The following is a 22,711-nucleotide window of genomic DNA, read 5'->3' as shown; positions in this document are numbered from 1 at the left end:
TCGTTCAGGCCGCCTACATGCATGCATCATAAAGGGCGCGGGTGTTTTTCTTCGTCATCTCGACCGGGTTTCCGCCGCAGGACGGATCTTCGAGCGCCATTTCCGTCAATTCGTCCAGCCGTTCCGGCTCCACCCCCAGCTCGGTCAGGTTTGAGGGAATGGCCAGTTCCGTGCGCAACTCCATCACGCGGGCGCGCAAGCCGTCAAATCCGCCAGAGATACCCAAGTAATCCGCCGCTCGGCCCAAGCGATCCTCGATGGCGGGGCGGTTGAAATCCAGCACCATCGGCATGACCACGGCGTTGGTCGTGCCGTGATGGGTACCATAGATTGCACCGACCGGATGGCTCAGCGAGTGAATCGCGCCCAGCCCCTTCTGGAAGGCGACCGCGCCCATGGCCGCGGCGCTCATCATCTGGGCGCGGGCCTCGATATCGTCGGGAGCGGCATAGGCGCGGGGCAGGTATTCATTGACCAGCCGCAGCCCCTCCAGCGCGATGCCCTGGCTCATCGGGTGGTAATGGGGCGAGCAGAATGCCTCAAGGCAATGCGCGAAAGCGTCCATGCCGGTGCCAGCGGTGATTGGTTTCGGCATGCCGACCGTCAGCTCCGGATCGCAGATGGTGACGGCGGGCAGCAGTTTCGGGTGGAAGATGATCTTCTTCTTGTGGGTTTCCGAATTGGTCAGCACGCCCGCGCGCCCGACCTCGGATCCGGTTCCCGCCGTGGTCGGCACGGCGATGATCGGCGCGATCCTCGAGGCATCGGCGCGGGTCCACCAGTCGCCGATATCCTCCAGGTCCCAGACCGGGATCGATTGCCCGATCATCAGCGCGACCATCTTGCCCAGATCCAGCGCCGAGCCGCCGCCGAAACAGATCACCCCGTCATGATCGCCCGCCTTGTAGGCCGCGATGCCCTCGGCCATGTTGCGCTCGTTCGGATTCGGATCGACCTCAGCGAAAACCGCCCGGCCCAATCCCGCCGCCTCAAGGATGTCCAGCGCCTGCGCGGTGATCGGCAGCCCGGCCAGCGCCCTGTCGGTGACCAGCAGCGGGCGGGCCATGCCCACGGATTTGCAATGATCGGCCAGTTCGCGGATGCGTCCGGCCCCGAATTTGATCGTGGTGGGATAGGACCAGTTCGCCTGCAACGTCATGTCGTCACCTTTTTCAAATGATAGGATTTCGGCCGGGTCACGGCCATGAACCCGAGCGAGGACAGCGCCGCGCCCCGGCCGGTATCCTTGCAACCCGTCCAGCACAGCGCCGGGTCCAGGTAGTCGCAGCGATTCATGAAGACGGTGCCGGTTTCCAGCCTCGCGCCGATCTTTTCCGCCGCCTGCGCGTCACCCGTCCAGATCGAGGCCGTCAGCCCGTAATCGCAATCATTCATCAGCGCCACGGCCTGATCGTCATCCGCGACCGGCATGATGCCGACCACCGGGCCAAAGCTTTCCTCGCGCATGATCCGCATGTCATGGGTCACGCCGGTCAGGATCTGCGGGGCCAGATAGGCGCCGCCGTCATCCTCGGGAAATGCGGCGGGATCGATCAGCGGCGTGGCGCCCCTGTCCACGGCCTCGGCGATCTGCTCGCGGATCAGCTCGGCAAAGCGGCGCTGCGCCATCGGACCCATGGTCGTGCCGGGATCGTGGGGATTGCCAAGCTTCTGCCGCAGCACCCATGCCGTGGCCCTCTCGACGAAAGCGTCATACAGGCTCTCATGGACATAGATCCGCTCGATCCCGCAGCAGCACTGGCCGGAATTGAACATCGCCCCGTCCATCAGCCCCTCGACCGCGGCATCCAGGTCTGCATCCTCGCGGACATAGCCCGGATCCTTGCCGCCCAGCTCCAGCCCGGTGGCGGTGAATGTCCCTGCCGCCGCCCGCTCGATCGCCTGACCGCCCCGGACCGAGCCGGTGAAATTCACGAAACCGAAACTGCGCGCCGCGATCAGCTCCTCGGTGGTCCGGTGGTCCAGCACGAGGTTCTGAAATATCCCGGCAGGCACGCCGCCCCGTTCCATCGCCTGCGCGATACGCTCGCCGACCAGCAGCGTCTGCGAGGCATGTTTCAGGATCACCGCGTTTCCGGCGATCAGGGCGGGCACGATGGTATTGATCGCGGTCATGAACGGATAGTTCCACGGCGCAATGACAAACACGGTGCCGACCGGTTCGCGGCGGATCTCGCGCAGGAAGCTTTCGCTCTCCTCGATCACCGTGGGGGCCAGGGCTTCGGGCGCGATCCGGGCCATGTACTCGGCGCGCTCGTTCATGCCGCCGAATTCGCCGCCATAGCGGGTGGGGCGGCCCATCTGGTCGGCGAGCTCCCCGACGACTTCCTCCTTCATCGCGTTCAGGGCGGCGATTCCGGCATCGACCCTCGCGATCCGCTCGGTCAGCGGCAACGCGGCCCATTCAGGCTGCGCCGCATGGGCGCGGGAGACGGCCTGCCGCGCCTCTGCCGCGCTCAGCACCGGGCGTTCGACAAGTATCGAACCGTCTACCGGTGAAATCAGTTTGATTGTCTTTGACATCCTGTCCTCTTCTGGCCGGTTTTGCAGCGTTTCAGGCCCGTTCGAAACCGCGCGCGACTTCCCAATCGGTGACGACGCGGTTCTGTTCTTCCAATTCCCAATGCGCGGCGCGGACGTAATGGTCGACGACATCATCGCCGAAGGCGGTGCGCAGCATATCGGACGCGTCCAGCGCCCTGGCCGCATCGGCAAGCGTGCCGGGGATCTGGCGGGCATTCCCGGCGGCATAGGCGTCGCCGGTGAATTCCGGCTCCAGCTCCATGCCCTTTTCCACACCGTCCAAACCTGCCGCCAGCAATGCCGCACAGGCAAGATAAGGGTTCAGATCCGCCCCGCCGATCCGGCATTCGACGCGCACGCCCCTGGTCCCGCCACCGCAGACCCGGAACCCCGCGGTGCGATTGTCCATCGACCAGATCGCCTTGGTGGGGGCGAACATGCCGGTGACGAAACGCTTGTAACTGTTGACATAGGGGGCAAGGAAAAAGGTCAGCCCCTCGGCATGGGCAAGCTGCCCGGCCATGTAGCTGCGCATCAGCCCGGACATGCCCTGCTGTGCCTGCGGATCGAAAAAGGCATTGGCGCCATCCCTGAACAGCGATTGATGCACATGGCTGGATGAGCCCGCCCGCTCATGCGAGTATTTCGCCATGAAACAGGCCGACTGGCCATGCGCCTGCGCGATCTCCTTGGTGGCGGACTTGACCAGCACATGCATGTCGGCCGTGTCCATGGCATCGGAATATTTCACGTTGATCTCGTGCTGCCCCGCCTCGGCCTCGCCCTTGGAGTTCTCGACCGGGATGCCGGCACCGAAAAGCCCGTTGCGCAGGTCGCGCATCACCGGCTCGTCGGCGAAAGTGCCGGTCAGCGCGTAATCGACATTGTAGCGCGCGGTCGGCAGCAGATCGCGATAGCCACTATCGAAAAGCGATTTGTAATCATTGGCGAACAGGAAGAATTCCAGCTCTGTCGCCATCATCGGCATAAAGCCCATCGCCTCGGCCCGCTGAACCTGACGGCGCAGGATATTGCGCGGGGCATGGGGGACCGGCTCATGCGTGTGGTGATCATGCAGATCCACCATGCAAAAGGCGGTGCCCGGCGCCCATGGCAGGCGGCGCAGCGTCGAAAGATCGGGCTTCATCACGTAATCGCCGTAACCCGCCGCCCAGCTTGACGCCTTGTAGCCCGGCACCGTGACCATCTCGGTATCGGTGGCGAGCAGGTAATTGCAGCAATGCGTCTCTTCCGGGTTCTCCAGGAAATGCGCTGCATGGAAACGCTTGCCCATCAAGCGCCCCTGCATATCCACCAAAGCTACCGCCACGGTATCGATCTCGCCGGCATCCACGGCGGCTTTCAACGCGTCAAAGCTCAGATTGGCAGGCATCGCGGCACTCCTGTTCGGGCCTACTCACTTCCGGGCGCGCAACCACAATGCCGCGCTCCTTCTTCTTTGTCCAAATACCTTGCCGGGGGTCCGGGGGTAGAGCCCCCGGCCATCGCGGGACGTAACAATCATCTCCCCGTCGCGGCATATTCCACCGGTCCCGATCACGAATAGCGATAGGGCGGGCCCGCCTTGCGCATGGCGTCGTTATATTCCCTGATCTTGGCGACGACCTTGGCCTTGATCTCGGATTCGGATGCGATCTCCTCCCAGAACTCCTTGGCGGCCTCTTCGACCTGGTCCCATTCCTCGGCGGGAATGGTGGTCAGCTTCATCTTGTCGCCGGTGACGCGCAGATTCGCCTCGCCCGACCAGTACCAGTGCTGGCGGTAGTAATGCGACTGGTCGAACACCGCCTTCATCAGCTCCTTCAGGTGTTCGGGCACCTCGTCCCACCGTTCCTGGTTGGCGAAGAAATGGCCGATCCATGCGCCCGAGATGCTGTTGGTCAGGAAATGCCCGGTCGCCTCGGCCCATCCGACGGTGTAATCCTCGGTGATCCCGCTCCATGCGACGCCGTCCAGCTCGCCCGTCTGCAGCGCCACCTCGATGTCCTCCCATGGCAGGGTGACCGGAACGACGCCGAACTTGGACAGGAACCGCCCTGCGGTGGGGAAGGTGAAGACGCGCTTGCCCTGCAGATCGGCAAGGCTGTTGATCGGCTCCTTGGTGGCGAAATTGCACGGGTCCCATGATCCGGCCGAGATATGCCGGATGCCCTGCTTGGCGTATTCCTCCTTCCAGATCTCGTCCAGCCCGTGATGGTTGAACAGCGCCGGCACATCCAGCGAATAGCGTAGCGCAAAGGGGAAATAGCCGCCGAACACCGTCACCTCGGTCGGCGAGGCCATGCTGTCATCGTCGGATTGCACGGCGTCGATGGTGCCGTTCTGCATGGCGCGGAACAGCTCGGGCGTGGGAACAAGCTGATCGGCATAGAACAGCTCGATCTCCATCTGGCCATTGGCGATCTTGTTGAAGGCGTCGATGGCGGGCTTGCAGACATGCTCGCCCAAGGCCGCACCCGCATAGGTCTGCATCCGCCATTTCAGCGGCGCGCCCTGCGCGACTGCGGGGGTTGCCAGCGCTCCGGCGCCCGCAACCGCCGCGCCGCTTGCGAGGAATTTCCGTCTTGTCGTCGTCATTGTCGTTCTCCCTGTTGGTTATTGTCCGTAGATCGAGTTCGGCAGCCACATGGCGATGCCCGGAAAGGCGATCACCAGCGCCAGGGTCATCGCCATCAGCAACACGAAGGGCAGCACCGAGCGATAGATCACCCCAAGGGTGAAATCCTTCGGCGCCATTGCCCGCATCAGGAACAGGTTATAGCCGAAGGGCGGGGTCAGGTAGGCGATCTGGCAGGTGATCGTATAGAGGATCCCATACCACACCAGATCGAAGCCGAGCGCACGCGCCATGGTCACATAGATCGGCGCGACGATGACCAGCATGGCGGTATCGTCGAGGAACATTCCCATGACCAGGAAGGACGCCTGCATCAGCAGCAGCACCTGCAACGGGCTCAGGCCCATTTCCTGCAGGAACAGGTTCTCGATCGCGCGGCCCGCGCCGAGGCCGTCGAACACCGCGCCAAAGCTCAGCGCCGCGGTGATGATGAGCATGAACATGCAGGTGATGGCCAGTGTTTGCCTTGTGGCGGTCTCGAAGACCTCGCGGGTGAAGCGCCGCTTGATGATGGCGGCGATCACGGCGGAGAGCGCCCCGATCACGCTGCTCTCGGTCAGCGAGGTCCAGCCCTTGACGAAGGGGACCATCATCGCCGCGAAGATCACCAGCGGCAGGATCCCGGCGCGCAGCAGGCGGATGCGCTCGCCCCATGTGATCCGGGCGCGTTCCTCGGGCGGCATCGGCGGGGCGAGCGAAGGATTCAGCCGGGTCCGGACCAGGATATAGACGACGAACAGTGCCGCCATCAGCAACCCGGGTCCGATCCCCGCCAGCCAAAGCTGGCTGACCGGCTGGCGCGCGATCAGCGAATACAGCACCAGCACCACCGAGGGCGGGATCAGGATGCCAAGGCTGGATCCGGCCTGGATCACGCCCGAGATCATCGGCTTGTCGTAATTGTGCCGGATCAGCTCGGGCAGGGCGATGGTCGCCCCGATGGCCATCCCCGCCACCGACAGCCCGTTCATGGCCGAGATCATCACCATCAGCAGGATGGTCCCGATGGCAAGCCCGCCCGGCATCGGGCCGAACCAGACATGGAACATGCGGTAAAGATCCTCGGCCAGTCGCGATTCCGACATCACGTAGCCCATGAAGACGAACATCGGCAGCGTCAGCAGCGCGTTCCAGCGCATCACCTTCATCACCGCCGAGAACCCCATATCGGTCCCGCCCGGTCCCCACAGGACCAGCGCTGCGACCACGGCGACGAAGCCGATCGCGCCGAAGACCCGCTGCCCGGTGATCATCATCAGCAGCATGGTCGAGAACATCAGGACGGCGATCCATTCATAGCTCATCTGTCGACGGCCCCCTTGAACGGATGCGGGATCTCGATGCCGCGCAGCGTGGCGATGTCACGGATCAGGTGAGCGATGGCCTGCAGGATCATCAGGGCGAAGGCCAGCGTGATGATCATCTTGATCGGCCACAGATAGGGCCGCCACGCGCTTGGCGCGCGTTCCCCGATCTGCAGGCTGTAGGCGGTCGAGTCGATCGCGCCCCACAGCATCACGCCGAGGTAGAACAGCAGGCAGAAGATGGTGAACAGGTCCCAGATCGCCTGCCTTCGCGCGGACATCCGGGCATAGAGCAGGTCCATCCGGACATTGGCGCCAAGCTGCATCGAATAGGGCGCGCCCAGCAGGTAATAGGCGACCAGCGTGAATTGCGCCACTTCCAGCGTCCACAGCGACGGCACCTTGAGGATCTTGGTGATCGAGGACCACAGCAGGACCGCCATGATCGCGAACAGCATATACATGGCAAAGCGGCCAAGGCGGTAATTCAGCGCCTCGATCCTGCGGACATATGCAATGGCCCAGTTCGGCATCATGCGACCTCCTGGATGGCGGCTCGCAGCACCGGGGCGAGGCGTTCGGCCATGCCGGCCTGCGATCCGGCAAGCAGGTCGTTGCGGATTTCCAGCATGACACTGGCCAGGCCCATCGGCGTGGCATGACGGGCAAGCGTATGCGTCACGCCATCCGCGGCGCTGTAGGGTTCGTTGAGCCGGGTTGTCAGCCCGGTGTCGCGGGCCAGGATAGCGCGGGCAAGCCGGTCATCGGCATCATGCAGGATGCCGAACTCGACCTCTCGCGCCTGGCCGAAATAGATCCGGGTGAAACTGTGGACGGTGACCAGGACCGGGCACTGACCGGCCGCCAGCCGCCGCGCCAGCAGCGCCGAGAGTGCCGCGTGAAAGGGAATGTAGATCGCTTCGGTCCGGCGCAGCCGCTCTTCGGTGGAAAGGTGCTGGTTGCCGGGGATGTCATGGGCTTCGCTGTGCTCGGGCATGGCCGCCGGGGAATGCGGCGGGCGGTTCAGGTCAAGGATCAGCCGCGACGCGGTGCCGTGGATCAGCGGTGCGCCAAGCCGCCTTGCCAGTTCCCGCGCCAGCCCCAGGGCACCGGGATCCCACGCGATATGCGCCTGCCTTTGCCCCTCGCTCAACCCCAGTCCGTCCCATGGGGGCGGGAAATCGTTCGAGGCATGTTCGCAGACCAGCACGGCGGGGCCGGGCGCATTCCCGCCTTCGATCGCGTAATGGGCTGCGTGTTCAGGCATCCATGGTCTCCTCTGCGGTCAGGCTGTGACAGGCGACCCGATTCTGTCAATATCTTTTCAGGTTGCTGAATCGCTGTTACGATCATTACGATGGCGGATGGAACAATCTGCCCAAGGGACGATCAGATGACCGAGAACAACCCACCGCCTGCAGAGTTGATCGAGGATCGCCTGGCCCGTCATTTCGAGACGCTCACCCCATCCGAGCGGATGCTGGCCAGCCATCTGACGCGCCATTACCCGGTCGCCGGGCTGGGCTCGATGCCGCAGCTTGCGAAAGAGGCGGGGGTATCGACTCCGACGGTGCTGCGGCTGGTGCAGAAGCTGGGCTTCCGCGGTTATCCCGAGTTCCAGGCCCAGTTGCGCGCCGAGGTCGAGGCGCGGCTGGAATCGCCGCTGGCAAAGCGGGCACGCTGGAGCGACGGGGTGCCGCAGACCCATATGCTGAACCGTTTCGCCGATGCGGTGCTGACCAATCTTTCGGTGACACTGGGGCGGATCGATCATGCCGAATTCGACGCCTGTGCCGCCATGCTGGCCGATCAGCAGCGCAATATCTTCGTGACCGGCGGGCGGATCACCCATGCGCTTGCCGACTATCTGGTGACCCAGCTTGGCATCGTGCGGCCCGGCGTGTCGCTCTTGCCGCCGCTGTCGAATGCCTGGCCGCCGGCGCTGCTGGATCTGCGCCCCGGCGACGTGATGGTCGTCTTCGATATCCGCCGCTACGAGAATTCCATCCTTGAACTGGCCGAGCTTGCCGCCGAAAGCGGGGCCGAGATCGTGCTGATGACCGATCCCTGGGTCAGCCCGGTCGCGGCCCATGCGAAGTTCCGCTTTTCTGCGCAGATCGAAGTTCCGTCAGCTTGGGACTCTTCGGTCGCAATGCTCTTGTTACTCGAAACCTTGCTGGCGGTGGTGCAGGAACAGACTTGGCCGGAAACTGAGGCGCGTATGAAACGCCTGGAAGAGCTGTATGAGAATACCCGGCTGTTTCGACGGGGGCGGTCAGGCGAGGGACGGGCAGGCCGTTCGGTCGCGCAACGGAACGCGGTAAGCTCGAAATAGGTCTGGGATCAGTCCTTATAAACTGCCTTTAAAGCCAGTGTATTGAGTGCTTCCCGCTTATCACGAGAGAAAGAGACAGGATCCGCGATCGATAGTCGCCCGGTTTCACTGACGTCGATCAGGCCCTCGCTGACCAAAATTCGGATAGCTACGCGTGCTGGAGTTCTTGAAACGCCGATATCTCTTGTTCAGTGACCGGGTATCCTGCAGGCAGAGTGCTGTGCAGTATCAGATTTCGAAGACTCTTAACTAACTGATCCGTAATAGTTATCCTGCTCAATCGTGTCAAATGTGAAAGAGGATTCGGCATAGTCACAGCCAGTTTATCTCTGAAAAGTCGCATGCTGAAAATTGACGCATAGTATACCATTTTATCGTTTGGCGATAACGAAATAGATCAAGCGAAAACGGGCGATTTCGACCGCGCTGACATGGGATGAGGGCATACTTATCCTGAAACTTGTGCCGAACACCGGGAAGATTCCTGGATCACAGGGCGCATTCTGGTCATCTGAAGCCAATTATGGACCGGCGCGACAATTGACCGCAGGTAACACCATTGTTGGCTGCCAGTCAGCTTCCCATTTCCATTTTACCCCCTGCACTGGCCCGCGTCGACTTCCTCCCTGTCCTGGCGCGGGCCGCCTTTCAAACCAATCTCTTTGCCGGAGACTCCAGTTCGTCGGTCGCAGTATCATAAGCCGTATCGGACTTCGGGAACCACTTTCGAGCATTTTTCTAGAACGCCAACCGCTCGAATGCGCGGCAGCAAGATTGCGGCCGCCCCTTTTACGTTGCGTCAAGGATGAACAGCCGATCTGCGAGAAACTTAATGAAGTCGCGGCATCATGCCCGGAAGCATGATGCCGCCGCGGCGGGAGTTACCGCCATCCCGACCGCACCGAGCCCGAAGACAGCAACCGTCGCACGCGGCTCGACTTTTGCGGTATTACGCACGGCGCCGATACCCGTGGGCATTTCGTTCCGCATGAGGCCGTCCGCCCGGTTGAGTCTCGCCTTCGGCGATGACCGCGCCATCCTTCACAATCACGCAGTCCACAGGCGGGTTGGGCCAGACATGGTCGCGCATCCGCCGGGCAAGCGCCAGCGCGCGACCCATCCAGAAGGCGTCAGAGTTGCGTAGGGTTGGGCATATCGCCATAGATCACGGCCGGATCAAAAAGCTTTTCGGACTCGGTGAAGGTGAGCCTTGGCACATCCGGCGCACCAATCGGCACCGCGCGATAGAAGCAGGAGCGATAGCCGACATGGCAGGTGGCGAGGCCGACGATCTCGACACGCAGCCAGATCGCGTCCTGATCGTCGCCGGTCCGCAACTCGACGGCCTTCTGGATCAATCCGCTGGTTGCGCCCTTGTGCCAGAGGCATTGTCGCGAACGGCTCCAGTAATGCGCCTCGCCGGTCTCAGCACTGCGCCTCAGCGCCTCGGTATTCATCACCCTCATCATCAGCACCTCACCGCTCTTCGCATCGGTGGTGACGACCGGGGTCAGTCCTGCGGCATCGAATTTTGGGGCAAGAGCTTGGCCTGCCTCGACCTGGTTCACGGTGCGACGGGGGAAAAAGACGGATATCGTGTTTTCCGTGATTGAATTACGATGAAGAGGGCATGCGCGAGGAATGGTGCCCGGTGATCAGCCAGCTTCCGTCGATTTCTTCGAAGGTGAACAGATAGCGGGCAGGGAACGCCTGTTCCGTGCCGTAACATTCGAATGTGAAGGTGTAGTGCCCGCCGACAACCACCGTGCCCAGCTTGTGGCTGATCCGCTTGCGCAGCGTGTCGATGCGGCATCGCAGATTGGGATTGGCCAGGAAGCTTTCGAAATAGGTCCGCCGCTCGTCGGCGTGACCGCCGATCTCATGCGCCATTGTGGGAACCAGAATGGCGTCGCTGGCGTAAAGCGCCAGAAGATCCTCCAGCCGGCCCAGGGACACGACCTCGGCCCATCGCAGCAGCGCCTTGCGCATCTCGGCCAGATAGGGCCTTGCGGCTGCCTCGAACAGGGCGTCCTCTCTGACGCGGCTGGTCGTTACATCTTCCGGCATGGCCTTGCTCTCCTTGCTATTCCTTGTCTTTGGCGCGGCGGACTGCGTTCGACGGCTCAGTCCGGATGTAAGCTCGATCGAAAACGGCATTGCAGGCTCCGCGGAGTCTGGTTATTTGTGCAATGTAATAACATTACATAAATGGGAATGCCATGCCCACCAGCCAGCAAACCGGCGACAAACGCCTGCCCGTCACCGTCCTGTCCGGATTCCTCGGGACTGGAAGGACGGCGCTTCGGAACCATATCCTGAACAATCGCGGGGGTCGCCGCGTCACGGTCGTCGTCAATGACATGTCCGAGGTGAAAATCGATGCCGGTCTGGTTCGCGACGGGGCAGAACTGAACCGGGTGGAGGAAAAGCTGGACGGGATGACGAATGGCTGCATCTGCTGCACGCTACACAATGACCTGCTGCAAGGGATGCACAAGCTTGCCGAGGAGGGCCGTGCCTCCATCAAGGAAGCCGCCCCCGAGGCGCCGAGGCTACACTGATGCGCCGGAATCTTGCCGCCTCTCTGCGTCGTCGCCGCAGACCTTGTTCGATCAAGCAATACGACCGTCTGCCTCCTGAACTGCGCAACTGGCTTGCGCAGGCAGCTTTACCCTGGAGTCCGGTTTCGGCTTTGCGCCTATGGTGGAGATTTCTGCGTGAAACGGCAGGCGATACTGTGGCCGCCAGTCGCCGCCTCGACATGGCCGAAGCCCGGATGCTGAGGAAGGATGCGCCACGGATATGGGGTTTTACGCCGCCCGCTGCGCGAATATACCCGACCGGCTCATTGCGCAGATGATTGGATGGTTCATATCTTCCACGGCAATAGGCGTTCCGTTTCGGGCGCTGCGCCGGGAAAGCTTAATATCAACATAATGAAATAGATTTCTGGAGATACCGGATGCGGCCTTGCCTGATTGCCCTTCTGACGAGTTCTGTGCTGGCGTTACCCGCAGTTGCGCAGACCTCCTATCCGCTTGAGCTTGAGAATTGCGGAAGCCGGCTGACCTTTGACGCCGCGCCCAAGAATGTGGTGACGGTGGGTCAGGCGGCAACGGAGATTCTCTATGAGCTGGGACTCGCCGACAAGGTGATCGGCACTTCGGTCTGGTTCACCGGGGTTCTGCCGGAATTCGCCGAGGTGAACGCCGGGATAGAGCGCTTGGCCGATAACGATCCCAGCTTCGAAAGCGTTGTCGCAAAACGTCCGGACCTGGTTGCTGTGCAATACGAGTGGCATATCGGCCCGCAGGGTATCGTCGCAACGCGGGACCAGTTCGCCGATCTGGGCATTCCGACCTATACGCTGCCCACCGATTGTATCGGCAAGGACAATACCGCCGGATCGGATGGCACGCGGCTTGAGATGTTCACGATGGACAGTCTCTGGCAGGGCGTACGGGATCTGGCGCGGATTTTCGATGTGCCCGAGCGCGGTGAGGCGCTGGTTGCGGAGCTGCGCGAGCGCGAAGCCGCTGCAATCGAGGCCGCTCGGACACTGGATTTGCGCGATGCCTCGGCGGTGTTCTGGTTCTCGTCGGCGGAAATGGATATGGACCCTTATGTCGCCGGGCGCAGGGGGCCACCTGCCTATATGATGGAGGCATTGGGTCTGCGCAATGTCGTCGAAAGCGATGAGGAATGGCCCGTGGTGTCATGGGAAAACATCGCTCGCACGAATCCGTCCGTAATTGTGATCGCCGAGATGGACCGCCGCCGGTTCGAGGCAGACGATGTCGAGCGGAAGCTCGAATTCCTGAAAAGCGATCCGGTGACAAGCCAGATGGAAGCCGTGCGGAACAACCGCATCGTGGTGATCAACGCCCATGCGATGGACCCTTCGATACGCAATATCGCCGCGCTCGAGGCACTGGCCGACGCCCTGCCGAAGCTTGCACTGCCATGAGTCTCGGCTCAGCCCCTACTCTGGTACGACCAATCCGGCCGGTGTTGTCGCGCGGGATGCTCGGCATATTGGTGCTGATGCTGGCTGTGCTGGCCGGGATCGTCATCGGTGAAACGCCCCTGTCGCTCGGCCAGGTGGGCAGGGTGCTGGCAAATAGTCTCTGGGGGGCAGGATACGCAGTTGATCCCGTCGACGCGGGGATTATCTGGTCTTACCGGCTGCCACGCACGCTGGTCGCAGCTGCTTGCGGCGCAGGTCTTGCGCTGGCGGGGGTGGTGCTGCAGGCGCTGGTGCGCAATGCGCTGGCCGATCCATATCTGCTCGGAGTTTCGGCCGGAGCCTCGACCGGTGCGGTGGCGGTGACGATCCTGGGGTTGGGTGGGGGCGCCATCGGCATTTCAAGCGGCGCCTTCATGGGGGCGGTGCTGGCCTTCGCGCTGGTCGCGCTGCTGGCCCGTGCGGCGGGCGGTAGTCCCGCGCATATGGTGTTGGCAGGTATCGCCGGTTCGCAATTGTTCAATGCGCTGACCTCATTCTTCATCGCGAAATCCGCCAATGCCGAACAGGCGCGTGGCATCATCTTCTGGCTGCTGGGTAATCTGTCCGGAGTGCGTTGGCCGGATGTCTGGCTGGCTGTGCCGGCCACGGCTCTGGGTCTCGTGATCTGCTTCCGCTATGCGCGCGCGCTGGATGCCTTCGCGTTCGGAACGGATGCGGCGCGCGCGCTCGGCGTGCCGGTGCGGTGGGTGCAATTCGTGCTGATCGGGATGGTCACGCTCATGACCGCAGTGATGGTCAGCATCGTGGGGGCAATCGGCTTTGTCGGGCTGGTCATCCCGCATGCGGCGCGGTTCATTGTGGGTGTGCGCCATCTGCGGCTGATCCCCACGGCCGCCCTGACCGGTGCGGTTTTCATGATCCTTGCCGATATCGCTTCACGCATGATTATCCCGGGACAGGTTGTTCCCATCGGCGTGGTCACCGCCCTTGTCGGGGCGCCGGGTTTCGCGTTGATCCTGATCCGAAACCGGAGAGAGTCATGAGGATCGAGACGTTCTCCCTCGGCTGGTCGAGTCGGGGCCGGCGAATCGTCGAGGATGTCGAGCTGCGGATAAGGCCGGGCGAAACCTTTGGTTTGATCGGTCCCAACGGGTCGGGCAAATCGACGCTTTTGCGGCTGATGGCCGGTCTCTTGCCACGCGCTCAGGGTCGGGTCGAACTTGACGGAAGACCACTGGCCACGTTGCCCCGGGGCGAGATCGCGCGTCGTATCGCGCTGGTCGCCCAAGCTGCCGACACCGCCGAACGCCTGAACGCCCGGGAGGCGGTCGAGCTTGGCCGGACGCCTTGGCTCTCGCCTTTCGCCCCTTTCTCGGCTATGGACGAGGCCATCGTCTCCGACGCGCTTGAAGCTGTCGACATGACACATATGGCCGAGCGGTCCTGGTCCACGCTTTCGGGTGGTGAACGCCAACGCATACACATCGCCCGAGCACTTGCACAACGTCCGCGCCTTCTGATGCTGGACGAGCCGACGAACCATCTGGACATCCAGCACCAGCTTGCATTGTTGCGGTTGATCGCCGGGCTGGACGTTACGGTGGTGATCGCGTTGCACGATCTCAATCAGGCGATGCGCTGCGATCGAATCGGGATAATGGACGGCGGAAGGCTGATCTCCTGCGGTCCGCCAGCCGAGGTGTTGACGCCCGAACGGCTGAGCGCAATCTTCCGTGTCGGCGCTCGTGCCCTGACCGACCCGGTTGACGGTACGCAGCAACTTCGCTTCCACTGCCTTGAGGATCACCTATGAAATCCCTCCTGACCGGTGTCGTCATGCTGATGGCTGCACCGGCCATTGCCGAAATCCACGAGGTCGAAATGTATAGCCGCAGTGAGAACGGCTCGATGATTTTTGAACCGCAGTATCTGAAGATCGAACCGGGCGACTCCGTGCGCTTCCTTCCGATCCAGCCCGGCCATAACGTCCAGACCATCGGCAGCATGACACCCGAGGGTGCCGAGAAATTCCGTTCGAAGATCAACGAGGATTACACGGTTACCTTCGACGTTTCCGGCCATTACGGCATCAAGTGCACCCCTCATTACGCCATGGGCATGGTCATGCTCATCGAGGTCAGCGATGCCGAGGAAATCGTCCTGCCCGACGATCTTCCCGGAAAGGCACGCGAAAGGTTCGAAGCCATTCTCGGCGGCTTGCCGCAATGAGAAACCATGATCTGCGCGAGGATATTCGTGACTACTGGTCGGGTCGTGCCGGGACCTTCGATCTCGCCTTCGGCCATCGGATTGCGCCGGGACCTGCGGCCGATGCCTGGGCCCGGCCGATGCGCGACTACCTGGGGCCGGCGCCCGCGCATGTCCTGGAACTCGCCTGCGGGACCGGGGAGGTGACGCGGCTGATTCATGATCTCGGTCACGAAGTCACGGCGCTCGATTTCTCTGAAGAGATGCTGGCACAGGCGCGGGCAAAGCATGCAGGCAAACCTCGGCTGCGCTTCCTGCTGGCCGATGCCGGCAATACCATGGAGCCGGATGCGAGCTATGACGCAATCCTCTGCCGGCATCTTGTCTGGACGCTGACCGAACCAGAGATCGCTTTTGCCGACTGGCTCCGTATCCTGCGGCCGGGCGGGCGACTTCTGGTCTATGACGGCGACTGGACAAAGCCGCGCCTGTCCGGCCGGTTGCCAGCCTGGATCCTCGCGTATTGGGAAAAGATCAGCCCCGATCCATTTCACGACAGTGCGATGAGCGAAAAGCATGCCGGGATCATGCAGCGTCTGCCATTTTCGGATGGGCTGACTTTCGATCGGCTCGCGTTGATGCTGCAGGCCGCCGGTTTTACCGGTATACGGAAGCTCTCTCATGCGCCGATTGCCCGCGCGCAGCGCCAGGAGCAGGGTCTGCGCAACCGGCTGCGCACGCTCGTTTATCGCCGCTTCATTCTGATCGCCGAGAAACTGGGCTGAAGGGAAGGCGGGCCGTGCCCTGTCATGCGGCGTCGCGATGCTCAGTTAGCCGGTCCCATCATCGTGCGGATCGCCTCGGCTGCATCGTCGGGAAACTCCTCGTAAAAGGACAGCTTGCCGCGGGGCAGGACCATCGTGGTAACGTTTTCCAGCCTGGCAAGCGCGGCCATCTCCGCCTTGGATTTACGCGGAGTCGCGTGGCCATGAACAAGCCGGATATGGCCCCGGATGCGGCGCGCGGTATTCAGGAAGGTTTCGCGAGAGGTAAAGAGATCCAGCTCGCCGGCGACGAAACGGAAAGAGGCATGGCGCGCTCCGGGCACCTTGGTCACGGACTGTTTCGCGGCCATCCGGTCCTCGGTCAGCCAATCCGGATCTGCATAGACATGGCCCCGCGCCATCATGCCGATGACAGGGCGATTGACGTTGAGCCGGTAGAGTGCCGTTCCCGCCAAGGGAAGATCGACCGCCTTTGCGAGGCGTCGAAACAACGTCATGCGCTTGCCGGTCATGGTCGGCAGGGGACCGCGCCAAGTTGGCGAGAGCAGGCACAGGCGGCCGGTGCTGTCCGGATAGTCCGATGCATGGGCGAGGGCATAGGACGCGGCGTGGCCGGCTGCGATCGTGATATCGGGCGTGACAATCTCTGTAAGCACGAAACGCAGAAAATCCTGGTAAAGTTCGGGCCGCCAATCGATCCGGGCGCGCGGCAGATCCCCGAAGCCCGGCCAGTCAGTCGTAACTGTCGAAAAGCTGTCGCCAAGTCTTTCCTGCAAAGGGCGCAACTCTGCCCGGGTCGAGATGGAACTGAGCGCGGGCAGCATCAATAGCTTCGGTCCCGCCCCGAACCGCGTCAGCCCGAGTTGGACCGGCTTGCCGTCTGCCGTCCATTCGATCCTGTCCTCGGTCCAGTCCATGGCTTCACCCGTGCGACGATTTTATATATAGTCCCCTATACTATATGATTCCAAGGATCGCCATCATCATGTCCCACACCACCGCCGGCAAGGATAAGCTGATTGCCCGTGTCCGCCGTATCAAAGGGCAGATCGAAGGGCTGGAACGGGCGCTGCAGGCCGAAAGGCCCTGCGCCGAGATCCTGCGGCAGCTGGCCTCTGTCCGCGGCGCGATGAACGGGCTGACGGCGGAGGTGATGGAGGATCACCTGCGAGGCCATGTCCTCGATGCCGAAACACCTGCCGCGCGTCGGCAGGGCGGTGAGGAAATGATCGACATCATCCGGACTTATCTGAAATAGAAAGCAACGCGGGAGCGTCATATGACCGCGCAGGACATCTCATCATATACGCATCGGCATGATTTTCTTGGACGGAATCATCGGCGCAACGAGGGCCGGGTCTGGCTGGTCATTGCGCTGACCGCCGCGATGATGATCGCAGAGATCACCGCCGGCAGCATTTACGGGTCGATGGCACTGGTGGCGGATGGCTGGCATATGGCCACTCATGCCGGGGCATTGTCGATCACCGCGCTCGCTTATCTCTATGCGCGCAAGCACAGGAATGATTCCCGCTTCAGCTTTGGGACCGGTAAACTCGGGGATCTCGGCGGGTTTGCCAGTGCGATCATTCTGGCATTTGTCGCCCTGTTGATCGGTTGGGAAAGCCTGCTGCGTCTTGCCAATCCGGTTGCGATCAGTTTCGGGCAAGCGATTGCAGTGGCGGCGATCGGGCTGGCGGTTAACCTGATCTGTGCGTGGCTGTTGAGAGACGACCACGGACATCATCACCATCATCATGGTCACGGCGATCATCATGGCGGCGCCCGCGACAATAATCTGCGCGCGGCCTATTTGCATGTGCTTGCCGATGCGCTGACATCGATTCTGGCCATCGTGGCGCTGTTGCTGGGTCGCAGCTATGGCTGGTCATGGGCCGATCCGGTCATGGGAGTTGTCGGTGCGATGGTGATCATGCGCTGGTCATGGAGCCTGATCCGCGATTCAGCCGCAGTGCTGATGGACCGGACACCGCAGGACGGCCGTCTGCCAGCCGAGATCCGCAAGACAATTGAAACTGCCGGTGACAGAGTTGCCGATTTGCATGTCTGGCAGGTCGGGCCGGGCCATCATGCCGTCATTGTTTCGCTGGTATCGCAGGATCCCAAGGAGCCATCGCATTACAAGGCGCAGCTTTCCCGGATACACGGATTGTCCCATGTCACCGTCGAAATTCACTCAGTGCCTTCGGCCTAAGAGGAAGGGTCTGAACGGGGCAATCGGTCCCGTATCGCTTCTTCCGGACGGGAATGATGCCAGGGTTGCCAATGGATAAATACCGCTTCATTATGTTATGTAATCACGTATCTAATTCCGTCGCCAGCCCGTGCCCGCAAGACATCTCGCCAACCACGGACCCGCCCGGGATTCTCCGGGAACAATCTGATCCTTCAATCCGAAGAAACGGAGCAAGACCATGACCGCGCAGATCCCCGTTACCGTCCTCACCGGCTTTCTCGGTGCCGGCAAGACCACGCTTCTCAACCGTATTCTCACTGAACAGCACGGCCGCAAATACGCGGTCATTGTCAACGAGTTCGGCGAGACCGGCATTGACAATGAGTTGGTCGTCGATGCCGACGAGGAAATCTTCGAGATGAACAATGGCTGCATCTGTTGCACGGTGCGCGGCGATCTGATCCGTATCCTTTCCGGCCTGATGAAGCGCAGGGATTTCGACGGTATCCTGATCGAGACCACGGGGATGGCCGACCCCGCGCCCGTGGCCCAGACCTTCTATGTCGATCAGGAGGTGGCCGATAGAACCCGGCTGGATGCCATCGTTACCGTGGTGGACGCGGTGAACCTTCCCACCCATCTCGACGAGGCGCATGAAGCGGCGGAGCAGATCGCCTTCGCTGATGTGATCCTGCTGAACAAGGTGGATCTGGTCGATGCCGCCGGGCTGACAAACGTGGAAGACCGGATTCGCGCGATCAATCCCTATGCCGGGATCCTGCGGTCGGAAAAATGCGGTGTCGCGCTGGACAAGGTTCTCGGCCTCGATGCATTCAGCCTGGAGCGCGTTCTGGAAATCGAGCCCGATTTTCTGGATGGCGATCATGACCACGAACATGATGAGGATATCACCTCGATTTCGTTGCATTCCGAGACACCTCTTGATCCGGATCTCTTCAATCTCTGGTTCGGTCGTCTGTTGCGGGAAAAGGGGCAGGACATTCTGCGATCCAAGGGCATTCTCAATTTCGCGGGCTCCGACGAGCGCTATGTCATTCAAGGGGTGCATATGCTGATGGACGGCAGCTATCTGGGGCCATGGCCCAAAGATGGTCTGCGGCAATCAAAATTGGTCTTCATCGGACGGAATCTTGACAGCATGGCGCTGAAAGAGGGCTACGAGGCGTGTCGGGCAGCATGATGAATATCGAAACGGAAAATCCGCTGACTGCTGTCGAATCCAGCGGCCAGCGCCTGACCATGGAAGCGGTTCCTGTCGCAGCACTGGTTGCTGGTGAGGCCGTTATCACGGCCTGGGGAGACGGGCGACTGCGGATTTTTCGCGCGGACTCGGCGCTCCAAACCATAGATTTGCATCGGGGTGCGATCCTTTCGATGGCACTTGCTGCGGATCTTTCGGTGCTGACTGGTGGTGATGATGGCCGATTTGTCAGGACCACGCCGGAGGGAGAGACCGAAACGCTTGCGGAGCTTCCGCGCAAATGGGTGGATCATGTGGCCACCGGCTCGAACGGCAATATCGCATGCTCGGTCGGGCGCGAGGTGCATGTCCGGGAGCCGGCAGGGTTCCGGCAGGTGCTGGAACATCCCTCGACCGTGGGCGGAATTGCCTTTGATCGCAAGAGTAAACGATTAGCTGTCGCGCATTACGGGGGGGTGACGATCTGGTCGCGCGAAGCCCGCCGCTGGAAATCGTCGGCCCTCAAATGGGCGGGCAGCCATACCCGGGTATCATGGTCACCCGATGATCGCTTCCTGATGACGGCCATGCAGGAGAACGCGCTTCATGGCTGGCGGATGCGTGACAAGGCTGATTTGACCATGTCCGGTTATCCCGCCAAGGTGTCCGGGCTGGTCTGGACAGGGGCCTTACCCTGGCTTGCGACGACGGGGGCAGATAGCGCGATCCTCTGGCCCTTCGATGGCGCGCGGGGTCCGATGGGGCGCGAACCCCTGCAACTCTGCTCTGTCGGCGGGGGTCTTGTAACCGCCATCTGCACGGCGCCTGGGCGCGAAGTCATCTTGGCCGGCTTCTCGGATGGCAGCGTTGTTTTTTCGGAAATCGGTGCCGACGCTGAGTCATTTGTGGTGCGGCGCGGGCAGGGCGCTGCTGTGTCGGCAGTCGCGGTGACTGCATCCGGCATGTTGTTTGTTGCGGACGAAGCCGGCCGGGTTCTGTGGGTTTCTCTTGCGGGTAGAACCAATCAGCCATGAGGTTCTTATCGTTTCAGTCTCCCGTTTCCAAGAGCCACTGGAGAACCTCCTGCCTCGTTGTTCGATATCGCTTGTCATAGTTTTCACATTCATCTTTTGATGAGGAATGATGCGAGCTATCTGTCTTGGCCGATCGTCATGATTTCGCCTTATTCACGGATTCTACCCCAGTTGTTGAATTCTGTGGATTAGGCGATCACTCTTGTTTCTGGCAGCGCTTACGGCACTATTATTCTTGCCGGCTTGATCAGCTGGAGTGCCGACGAAAATCCTCTTCACGTTCTGTCAGACGAAAAAAATTGGTGTCGATTGGAGCGGAAGGAAAATTTTATTTATATTATACAATAAGTTGCAGAAGATCTAAGGATCAGTGGTCGCGAGCCCTACAGCCAAATATATAAAAATATTATTATAAATCAATTGTTTAAGATAGGGCCGCCAAACGGCGCGCTTCTTGCATTTGCTCGAGAAATGCCTGAACTGGAACTGCTTATCACGTAATATCAATCTATTAACTAATCAGAGGTTCAAATCGAGGGTAGGAGAGCCCGCAATCAACACAATCGTCAACTGGATGGGCGCGGCATTTCGGCGGGTAACGAAGCGCAGATCCTCGAGTGGTTCTTCACTACCAGCCGCGTCTCGGGCGGCACCGGTATGGGCCCCGCGGTGGTGCGCAACCTGCCTGCCGCCCCATCGCGTGTGCATCACGCTGCAGTCGGACTGACCTGCTTGGTTTCACGTCATCTTCGGCCCGACGTGGTTGGCTGAGCCCCGTTTTGCAGGGCACATTCGAGTATGGGCAAGGTTGGCCCAGATCAGATTTCCAGTGCTACACTGAAATGCTGCCCGTCATTGCTGACTTTCGCCGCAATCGAAAAAGCAAAATGATATCGAACTGGTGCTGTCGGGACATTCCCGAGATTTGCCGTCAAGGTGCCCAATATTTCCGTCGCCTCTGAAGGGACGAAAGCGTGACCGTCACCAACCAGGAAGAACTTGATGGGTTGAAGGAGATCGGCCGGATCGTCATCAACACTATGCAGTCCATGGCCAGCGCCATGGAGCCCGGGGGAGCCGTCTCTGCACCGCAAGCCATGGTGGAAACGCACTCATCGTTGCAGATCGATGCTAGATCAATGCATGGTCTCGCAAAACCACGAAAAGAGCTTGGAAGAAGCCGGCGACAGCCCAACCAATTGTAATCACCCCAAAAGAAGCGTTTCGACACCATCTGAATAAGTCGATGTTGTATTAAAGTAGGCGCAATTGTGGCCAGATTGGCTTGTCCCTCAGATTGATGGGGGGCATCCATCAGGAATTCCGATTTGTGCTAGGCATGTCTGTAGTGTTTGATCTGCGCATGTCAGGGCATCTGGGAGGCACCTAGATGGATGAATCAAGGCTTGCACAGATTCTGGATCGACGAGAAGGCACGGAGCTTCCTTCTGGGCTTTTCTTGCAGAATATTTCTTCTCGGGATTTTTCTTGGGTTCGGCGCGTGCATACCCTTGGCCCCCAGGGAACGAATTGTGAGCGGGCGGCACGATCTTGGAGCAGCCGTCGTTCTCTAGATGTACCCGTCGCACTGCATCGAAGCATGGAGCAGGCTGCCGACGAAGTTGCTCGGCGTGATTGCGAGGTGATGCTATCTGTGGTCGCTTATCCCGACCTTCACTCCATCATCTATACGCATGTCCGAACCATGCGCCTGCTTGACATATTCATCATGGATACCGACGAGATGGTGATGGCCGTTCCTCCGGGCAGAGACGCCGAACCACAGGTTTGCGCAACCCATCCGGCGCCGCAGGCATTGCTGCCTGACCGGATCGAGCGGCGCTTTGTTGCCAGCACGGCATTGGCTGCGCAGGAATGCGCAAGTGGCAAGGCCGAGGGATGCATCACCACGCTTGCGGCGGCGGATCGGCATGGGCTGCGCGTCCTGCATCGCTATGGCCCCGTTCCGATGGGGTTCACCGTTCACGGCCCGGCTGCCCGCGACACCCTGTCCCCCGCCGCCACATGCTGCCGCGCATATTTATGACCCGTCAGAAAGCAGAGGACGAGATGGACGAAAAACCATACGTGACCGAGATCGAAATCCGTTATCGCGACACCGATTCCATGGGCCATGTCAGTAGTCCGATCTATTATGACTATCTGCAATCCGCCTATCTGGAATATATGCACGACCTGTTGCGCTTGCCCAAGGATCGCAAACTCCCGCATATCATGGTCCGCACCTCCTGCGAATATGTCTCGCAGGCGGTTTATGGAGACAGGATCAATGTCCTGAGCCGGGTAACCAGATTCGGAACCAAGAGCTTCGAAATGGAGCATGTGATGCGGCTGGCTGACGACAGCGCACGCGAGGTGGCGCGGGCGGCTTCGGTTCATGTGATGTTCGATTACGAGGCGCAGAAGACCTATCCGGTCCCCGACGAATTCAAATCCGCCGTCGCGACCTATCAGGGAAGCGCCTGATTTCCCGATTC

The 22,711-nt window shown here is 61.0% G+C and carries 24 protein-coding genes and 1 pseudogene; 15 read left to right on the top strand and 10 right to left on the bottom strand.

The genetic code is table 11. From position 1 onward, the window contains the following. Positions 1-13: 13 nt before the first annotated feature. The 7 genes from C9E81_RS00480 to C9E81_RS00450 all read right to left on the bottom strand — a co-directional run bounded on the left by C9E81_RS00480 (position 14) and on the right by C9E81_RS00450 (position 7,753). Positions 14-1,159 (bottom strand): iron-containing alcohol dehydrogenase, encoded by a 1,146-nt coding sequence (locus C9E81_RS00480; RefSeq protein ID WP_122110365.1) that lies wholly within the window; start codon positions 1,157-1,159, stop codon positions 14-16. Further along, on the bottom strand, positions 1,156-2,544 hold the full coding sequence (locus C9E81_RS00475; RefSeq protein WP_122110364.1) for an aldehyde dehydrogenase family protein: 1,389 nt from the start codon (positions 2,542-2,544) through the stop codon (positions 1,156-1,158). Before C9E81_RS00475 ends, C9E81_RS00480 begins: the two co-directional genes overlap by 4 nt. A gap of 31 nt (positions 2,545-2,575) precedes the next feature. Beyond that, positions 2,576-3,937 carry a glutamine synthetase family protein gene (locus C9E81_RS00470; RefSeq protein WP_122110363.1) on the bottom strand — a complete coding sequence of 454 codons (1,362 nt, stop codon included), beginning with the start codon at positions 3,935-3,937 and terminating at the stop codon, positions 2,576-2,578. A 164-nt stretch (positions 3,938-4,101) separates the two neighbouring features. Next, entirely contained in the window at positions 4,102-5,142 is a 1,041-nt protein-coding gene (locus C9E81_RS00465) for a TRAP transporter substrate-binding protein (RefSeq protein WP_122110362.1), read from the bottom strand. An 18-nt stretch (positions 5,143-5,160) separates the two neighbouring features. Further along, complete coding sequence (locus C9E81_RS00460) at positions 5,161-6,486, bottom strand: TRAP transporter large permease (protein WP_122110361.1); 1,326 nt, start codon at positions 6,484-6,486, stop codon at positions 5,161-5,163. After that, on the bottom strand, positions 6,483-7,019 hold the full coding sequence (locus C9E81_RS00455) for a TRAP transporter small permease subunit (protein WP_122111099.1): 537 nt from the start codon (positions 7,017-7,019) through the stop codon (positions 6,483-6,485). Before C9E81_RS00455 ends, C9E81_RS00460 begins: the two co-directional genes overlap by 4 nt. Beyond that, positions 7,019-7,753 (bottom strand): N-formylglutamate amidohydrolase, encoded by a 735-nt coding sequence (locus C9E81_RS00450; RefSeq protein WP_122110360.1) that lies wholly within the window; start codon positions 7,751-7,753, stop codon positions 7,019-7,021. The genes C9E81_RS00455 and C9E81_RS00450 overlap by 1 nt, the downstream gene beginning before the upstream one ends. A gap of 126 nt (positions 7,754-7,879) precedes the next feature. On the opposite strand from C9E81_RS00450, the gene C9E81_RS00445 reads away from it, so the two are divergent. Next, the gene (locus C9E81_RS00445; protein WP_122110359.1) at positions 7,880-8,821 is read left to right on the top strand and encodes a MurR/RpiR family transcriptional regulator; all 942 of its coding nucleotides are present in this window, start codon (positions 7,880-7,882) and stop codon (positions 8,819-8,821) included. 1,130 nt (positions 8,822-9,951) lie between these two features. Here C9E81_RS00445 and hisI read toward each other — a convergent pair. Together hisI and C9E81_RS00430 are read right to left on the bottom strand one after the other, a co-directional pair. Continuing rightward, positions 9,952-10,389 carry a phosphoribosyl-AMP cyclohydrolase gene (gene hisI / locus C9E81_RS00435; protein ID WP_243698445.1) on the bottom strand — a complete coding sequence of 146 codons (438 nt, stop codon included), beginning with the start codon at positions 10,387-10,389 and terminating at the stop codon, positions 9,952-9,954. 46 nt (positions 10,390-10,435) lie between these two features. Continuing rightward, on the bottom strand, positions 10,436-10,888 hold the full coding sequence (locus tag C9E81_RS00430; RefSeq protein WP_122110356.1) for a nuclear transport factor 2 family protein: 453 nt from the start codon (positions 10,886-10,888) through the stop codon (positions 10,436-10,438). Positions 10,889-11,040: 152 nt separating this feature from the next. Between C9E81_RS00430 and C9E81_RS00425 the strand changes: the two are divergent. From C9E81_RS00425 to C9E81_RS00395, 7 genes and pseudogenes are all read left to right on the top strand, one after another. Further along, positions 11,041-11,337 (top strand): annotated as a pseudogene (locus C9E81_RS00425) (GTP-binding protein); the annotation flags it as partial. Between the two features lie 44 nt (positions 11,338-11,381). Beyond that, positions 11,382-11,681, top strand: a complete 300-nt coding sequence (locus C9E81_RS23200; RefSeq protein WP_122110354.1) for a DUF6525 family protein — start codon at positions 11,382-11,384, stop codon at positions 11,679-11,681. A gap of 102 nt (positions 11,682-11,783) precedes the next feature. Beyond that, positions 11,784-12,788 (top strand): ABC transporter substrate-binding protein, encoded by a 1,005-nt coding sequence (locus tag C9E81_RS23075; protein WP_122110353.1) that lies wholly within the window; start codon positions 11,784-11,786, stop codon positions 12,786-12,788. Positions 12,789-12,844: 56 nt separating this feature from the next. Continuing rightward, positions 12,845-13,831: a FecCD family ABC transporter permease gene (locus tag C9E81_RS00410; RefSeq protein WP_243698498.1), complete on the top strand. Its 987-nt coding sequence runs from the start codon at positions 12,845-12,847 to the stop codon at positions 13,829-13,831. Continuing rightward, positions 13,828-14,601, top strand: coding sequence for an ABC transporter ATP-binding protein (locus tag C9E81_RS00405; protein WP_122110351.1), 774 nt, complete (start codon positions 13,828-13,830; stop codon positions 14,599-14,601). Before C9E81_RS00410 ends, C9E81_RS00405 begins: the two co-directional genes overlap by 4 nt. After that, the gene (locus C9E81_RS00400) at positions 14,598-15,017 is read left to right on the top strand and encodes a pseudoazurin (RefSeq protein WP_122110350.1); all 420 of its coding nucleotides are present in this window, start codon (positions 14,598-14,600) and stop codon (positions 15,015-15,017) included. Before C9E81_RS00405 ends, C9E81_RS00400 begins: the two co-directional genes overlap by 4 nt. Further along, positions 15,014-15,781, top strand: coding sequence for a class I SAM-dependent methyltransferase (locus C9E81_RS00395; protein WP_122110349.1), 768 nt, complete (start codon positions 15,014-15,016; stop codon positions 15,779-15,781). The genes C9E81_RS00400 and C9E81_RS00395 overlap by 4 nt, the downstream gene beginning before the upstream one ends. Positions 15,782-15,822: 41 nt before the next feature. Here C9E81_RS00395 and C9E81_RS00390 read toward each other — a convergent pair whose 3' ends face one another. Then, positions 15,823-16,698: an alpha/beta fold hydrolase gene (locus C9E81_RS00390; protein ID WP_122110348.1), complete on the bottom strand. Its 876-nt coding sequence runs from the start codon at positions 16,696-16,698 to the stop codon at positions 15,823-15,825. A 68-nt stretch (positions 16,699-16,766) separates the two neighbouring features. On the opposite strand from C9E81_RS00390, the gene C9E81_RS00385 reads away from it, so the two are divergent. The 7 genes from C9E81_RS00385 (at position 16,767) to C9E81_RS00355 (ending at position 22,700) form a co-directional block, all read left to right on the top strand. Beyond that, on the top strand, positions 16,767-17,039 hold the full coding sequence (locus C9E81_RS00385; protein WP_122110347.1) for a metal/formaldehyde-sensitive transcriptional repressor: 273 nt from the start codon (positions 16,767-16,769) through the stop codon (positions 17,037-17,039). Between the two features lie 21 nt (positions 17,040-17,060). After that, positions 17,061-17,996, top strand: coding sequence for a CDF family Co(II)/Ni(II) efflux transporter DmeF (gene dmeF / locus C9E81_RS00380; protein WP_122110346.1), 936 nt, complete (start codon positions 17,061-17,063; stop codon positions 17,994-17,996). A gap of 220 nt (positions 17,997-18,216) precedes the next feature. Beyond that, on the top strand, positions 18,217-19,179 hold the full coding sequence (locus tag C9E81_RS00375; protein WP_122110345.1) for a CobW family GTP-binding protein: 963 nt from the start codon (positions 18,217-18,219) through the stop codon (positions 19,177-19,179). Then, complete coding sequence (locus C9E81_RS00370; RefSeq protein WP_122110344.1) at positions 19,176-20,213, top strand: WD40 repeat domain-containing protein; 1,038 nt, start codon at positions 19,176-19,178, stop codon at positions 20,211-20,213. The genes C9E81_RS00375 and C9E81_RS00370 overlap by 4 nt, the downstream gene beginning before the upstream one ends. A gap of 974 nt (positions 20,214-21,187) precedes the next feature. Continuing rightward, a complete protein-coding gene (locus tag C9E81_RS23570) occupies positions 21,188-21,418 on the top strand; it encodes a hypothetical protein (protein WP_341802623.1) in 231 nt (76 codons plus the stop codon). Positions 21,419-21,813: 395 nt separating this feature from the next. After that, positions 21,814-22,260, top strand: a complete 447-nt coding sequence (locus C9E81_RS00360) for a hypothetical protein (protein ID WP_243698444.1) — start codon at positions 21,814-21,816, stop codon at positions 22,258-22,260. A gap of 23 nt (positions 22,261-22,283) precedes the next feature. After that, positions 22,284-22,700 carry an acyl-CoA thioesterase gene (locus tag C9E81_RS00355; RefSeq protein ID WP_122111097.1) on the top strand — a complete coding sequence of 139 codons (417 nt, stop codon included), beginning with the start codon at positions 22,284-22,286 and terminating at the stop codon, positions 22,698-22,700. The last annotated feature ends 11 nt before the right edge of the window (positions 22,701-22,711 follow it).

This window comes from Paracoccus alkanivorans, from assembly GCF_003697785.1.
GTDB classification, from domain to species: Bacteria; Pseudomonadota; Alphaproteobacteria; order Rhodobacterales; family Rhodobacteraceae; genus Paracoccus; species Paracoccus alkanivorans.
This window is presented reverse-complemented; position numbering and strand designations above follow the sequence as displayed.

Excerpts from the sequence above, each read along its gene's own strand:
- C9E81_RS00480 (WP_122110365.1), bottom strand. The coding sequence starts at position 1,159 with ATGACGTTGCAGGCGAACTGGTCCTATCCCACCACGATCAAATTCGGG.
- C9E81_RS00475 (WP_122110364.1), bottom strand. The coding sequence starts at position 2,544 with ATGTCAAAGACAATCAAACTGATTTCACCGGTAGACGGTTCGATACTT.
- C9E81_RS00470 (WP_122110363.1), bottom strand. The coding sequence starts at position 3,937 with ATGCCTGCCAATCTGAGCTTTGACGCGTTGAAAGCCGCCGTGGATGCC.
- C9E81_RS00465 (WP_122110362.1), bottom strand. The coding sequence starts at position 5,142 with ATGACGACGACAAGACGGAAATTCCTCGCAAGCGGCGCGGCGGTTGCG.
- C9E81_RS00460 (WP_122110361.1), bottom strand. The coding sequence starts at position 6,486 with ATGAGCTATGAATGGATCGCCGTCCTGATGTTCTCGACCATGCTGCTG.
- C9E81_RS00455 (WP_122111099.1), bottom strand. The coding sequence starts at position 7,019 with ATGCCGAACTGGGCCATTGCATATGTCCGCAGGATCGAGGCGCTGAAT.
- C9E81_RS00450 (WP_122110360.1), bottom strand. The coding sequence starts at position 7,753 with ATGCCTGAACACGCAGCCCATTACGCGATCGAAGGCGGGAATGCGCCC.
- C9E81_RS00445 (WP_122110359.1), top strand. The coding sequence starts at position 7,880 with ATGACCGAGAACAACCCACCGCCTGCAGAGTTGATCGAGGATCGCCTG.
- C9E81_RS00430 (WP_122110356.1), bottom strand. The coding sequence starts at position 10,888 with ATGCCGGAAGATGTAACGACCAGCCGCGTCAGAGAGGACGCCCTGTTC.
- C9E81_RS23200 (WP_122110354.1), top strand. The coding sequence starts at position 11,382 with ATGCGCCGGAATCTTGCCGCCTCTCTGCGTCGTCGCCGCAGACCTTGT.
- C9E81_RS23075 (WP_122110353.1), top strand. The coding sequence starts at position 11,784 with ATGCGGCCTTGCCTGATTGCCCTTCTGACGAGTTCTGTGCTGGCGTTA.
- C9E81_RS00410 (WP_243698498.1), top strand. The coding sequence starts at position 12,845 with ATGCTCGGCATATTGGTGCTGATGCTGGCTGTGCTGGCCGGGATCGTC.
- C9E81_RS00405 (WP_122110351.1), top strand. The coding sequence starts at position 13,828 with ATGAGGATCGAGACGTTCTCCCTCGGCTGGTCGAGTCGGGGCCGGCGA.
- C9E81_RS00400 (WP_122110350.1), top strand. The coding sequence starts at position 14,598 with ATGAAATCCCTCCTGACCGGTGTCGTCATGCTGATGGCTGCACCGGCC.
- C9E81_RS00395 (WP_122110349.1), top strand. The coding sequence starts at position 15,014 with ATGAGAAACCATGATCTGCGCGAGGATATTCGTGACTACTGGTCGGGT.
- C9E81_RS00390 (WP_122110348.1), bottom strand. The coding sequence starts at position 16,698 with ATGGACTGGACCGAGGACAGGATCGAATGGACGGCAGACGGCAAGCCG.
- C9E81_RS00385 (WP_122110347.1), top strand. The coding sequence starts at position 16,767 with ATGTCCCACACCACCGCCGGCAAGGATAAGCTGATTGCCCGTGTCCGC.
- dmeF (WP_122110346.1), top strand. The coding sequence starts at position 17,061 with ATGACCGCGCAGGACATCTCATCATATACGCATCGGCATGATTTTCTT.
- C9E81_RS00375 (WP_122110345.1), top strand. The coding sequence starts at position 18,217 with ATGACCGCGCAGATCCCCGTTACCGTCCTCACCGGCTTTCTCGGTGCC.
- C9E81_RS00370 (WP_122110344.1), top strand. The coding sequence starts at position 19,176 with ATGATGAATATCGAAACGGAAAATCCGCTGACTGCTGTCGAATCCAGC.
- C9E81_RS00360 (WP_243698444.1), top strand. The coding sequence starts at position 21,814 with ATGGAGCAGGCTGCCGACGAAGTTGCTCGGCGTGATTGCGAGGTGATG.
- C9E81_RS00355 (WP_122111097.1), top strand. The coding sequence starts at position 22,284 with ATGGACGAAAAACCATACGTGACCGAGATCGAAATCCGTTATCGCGAC.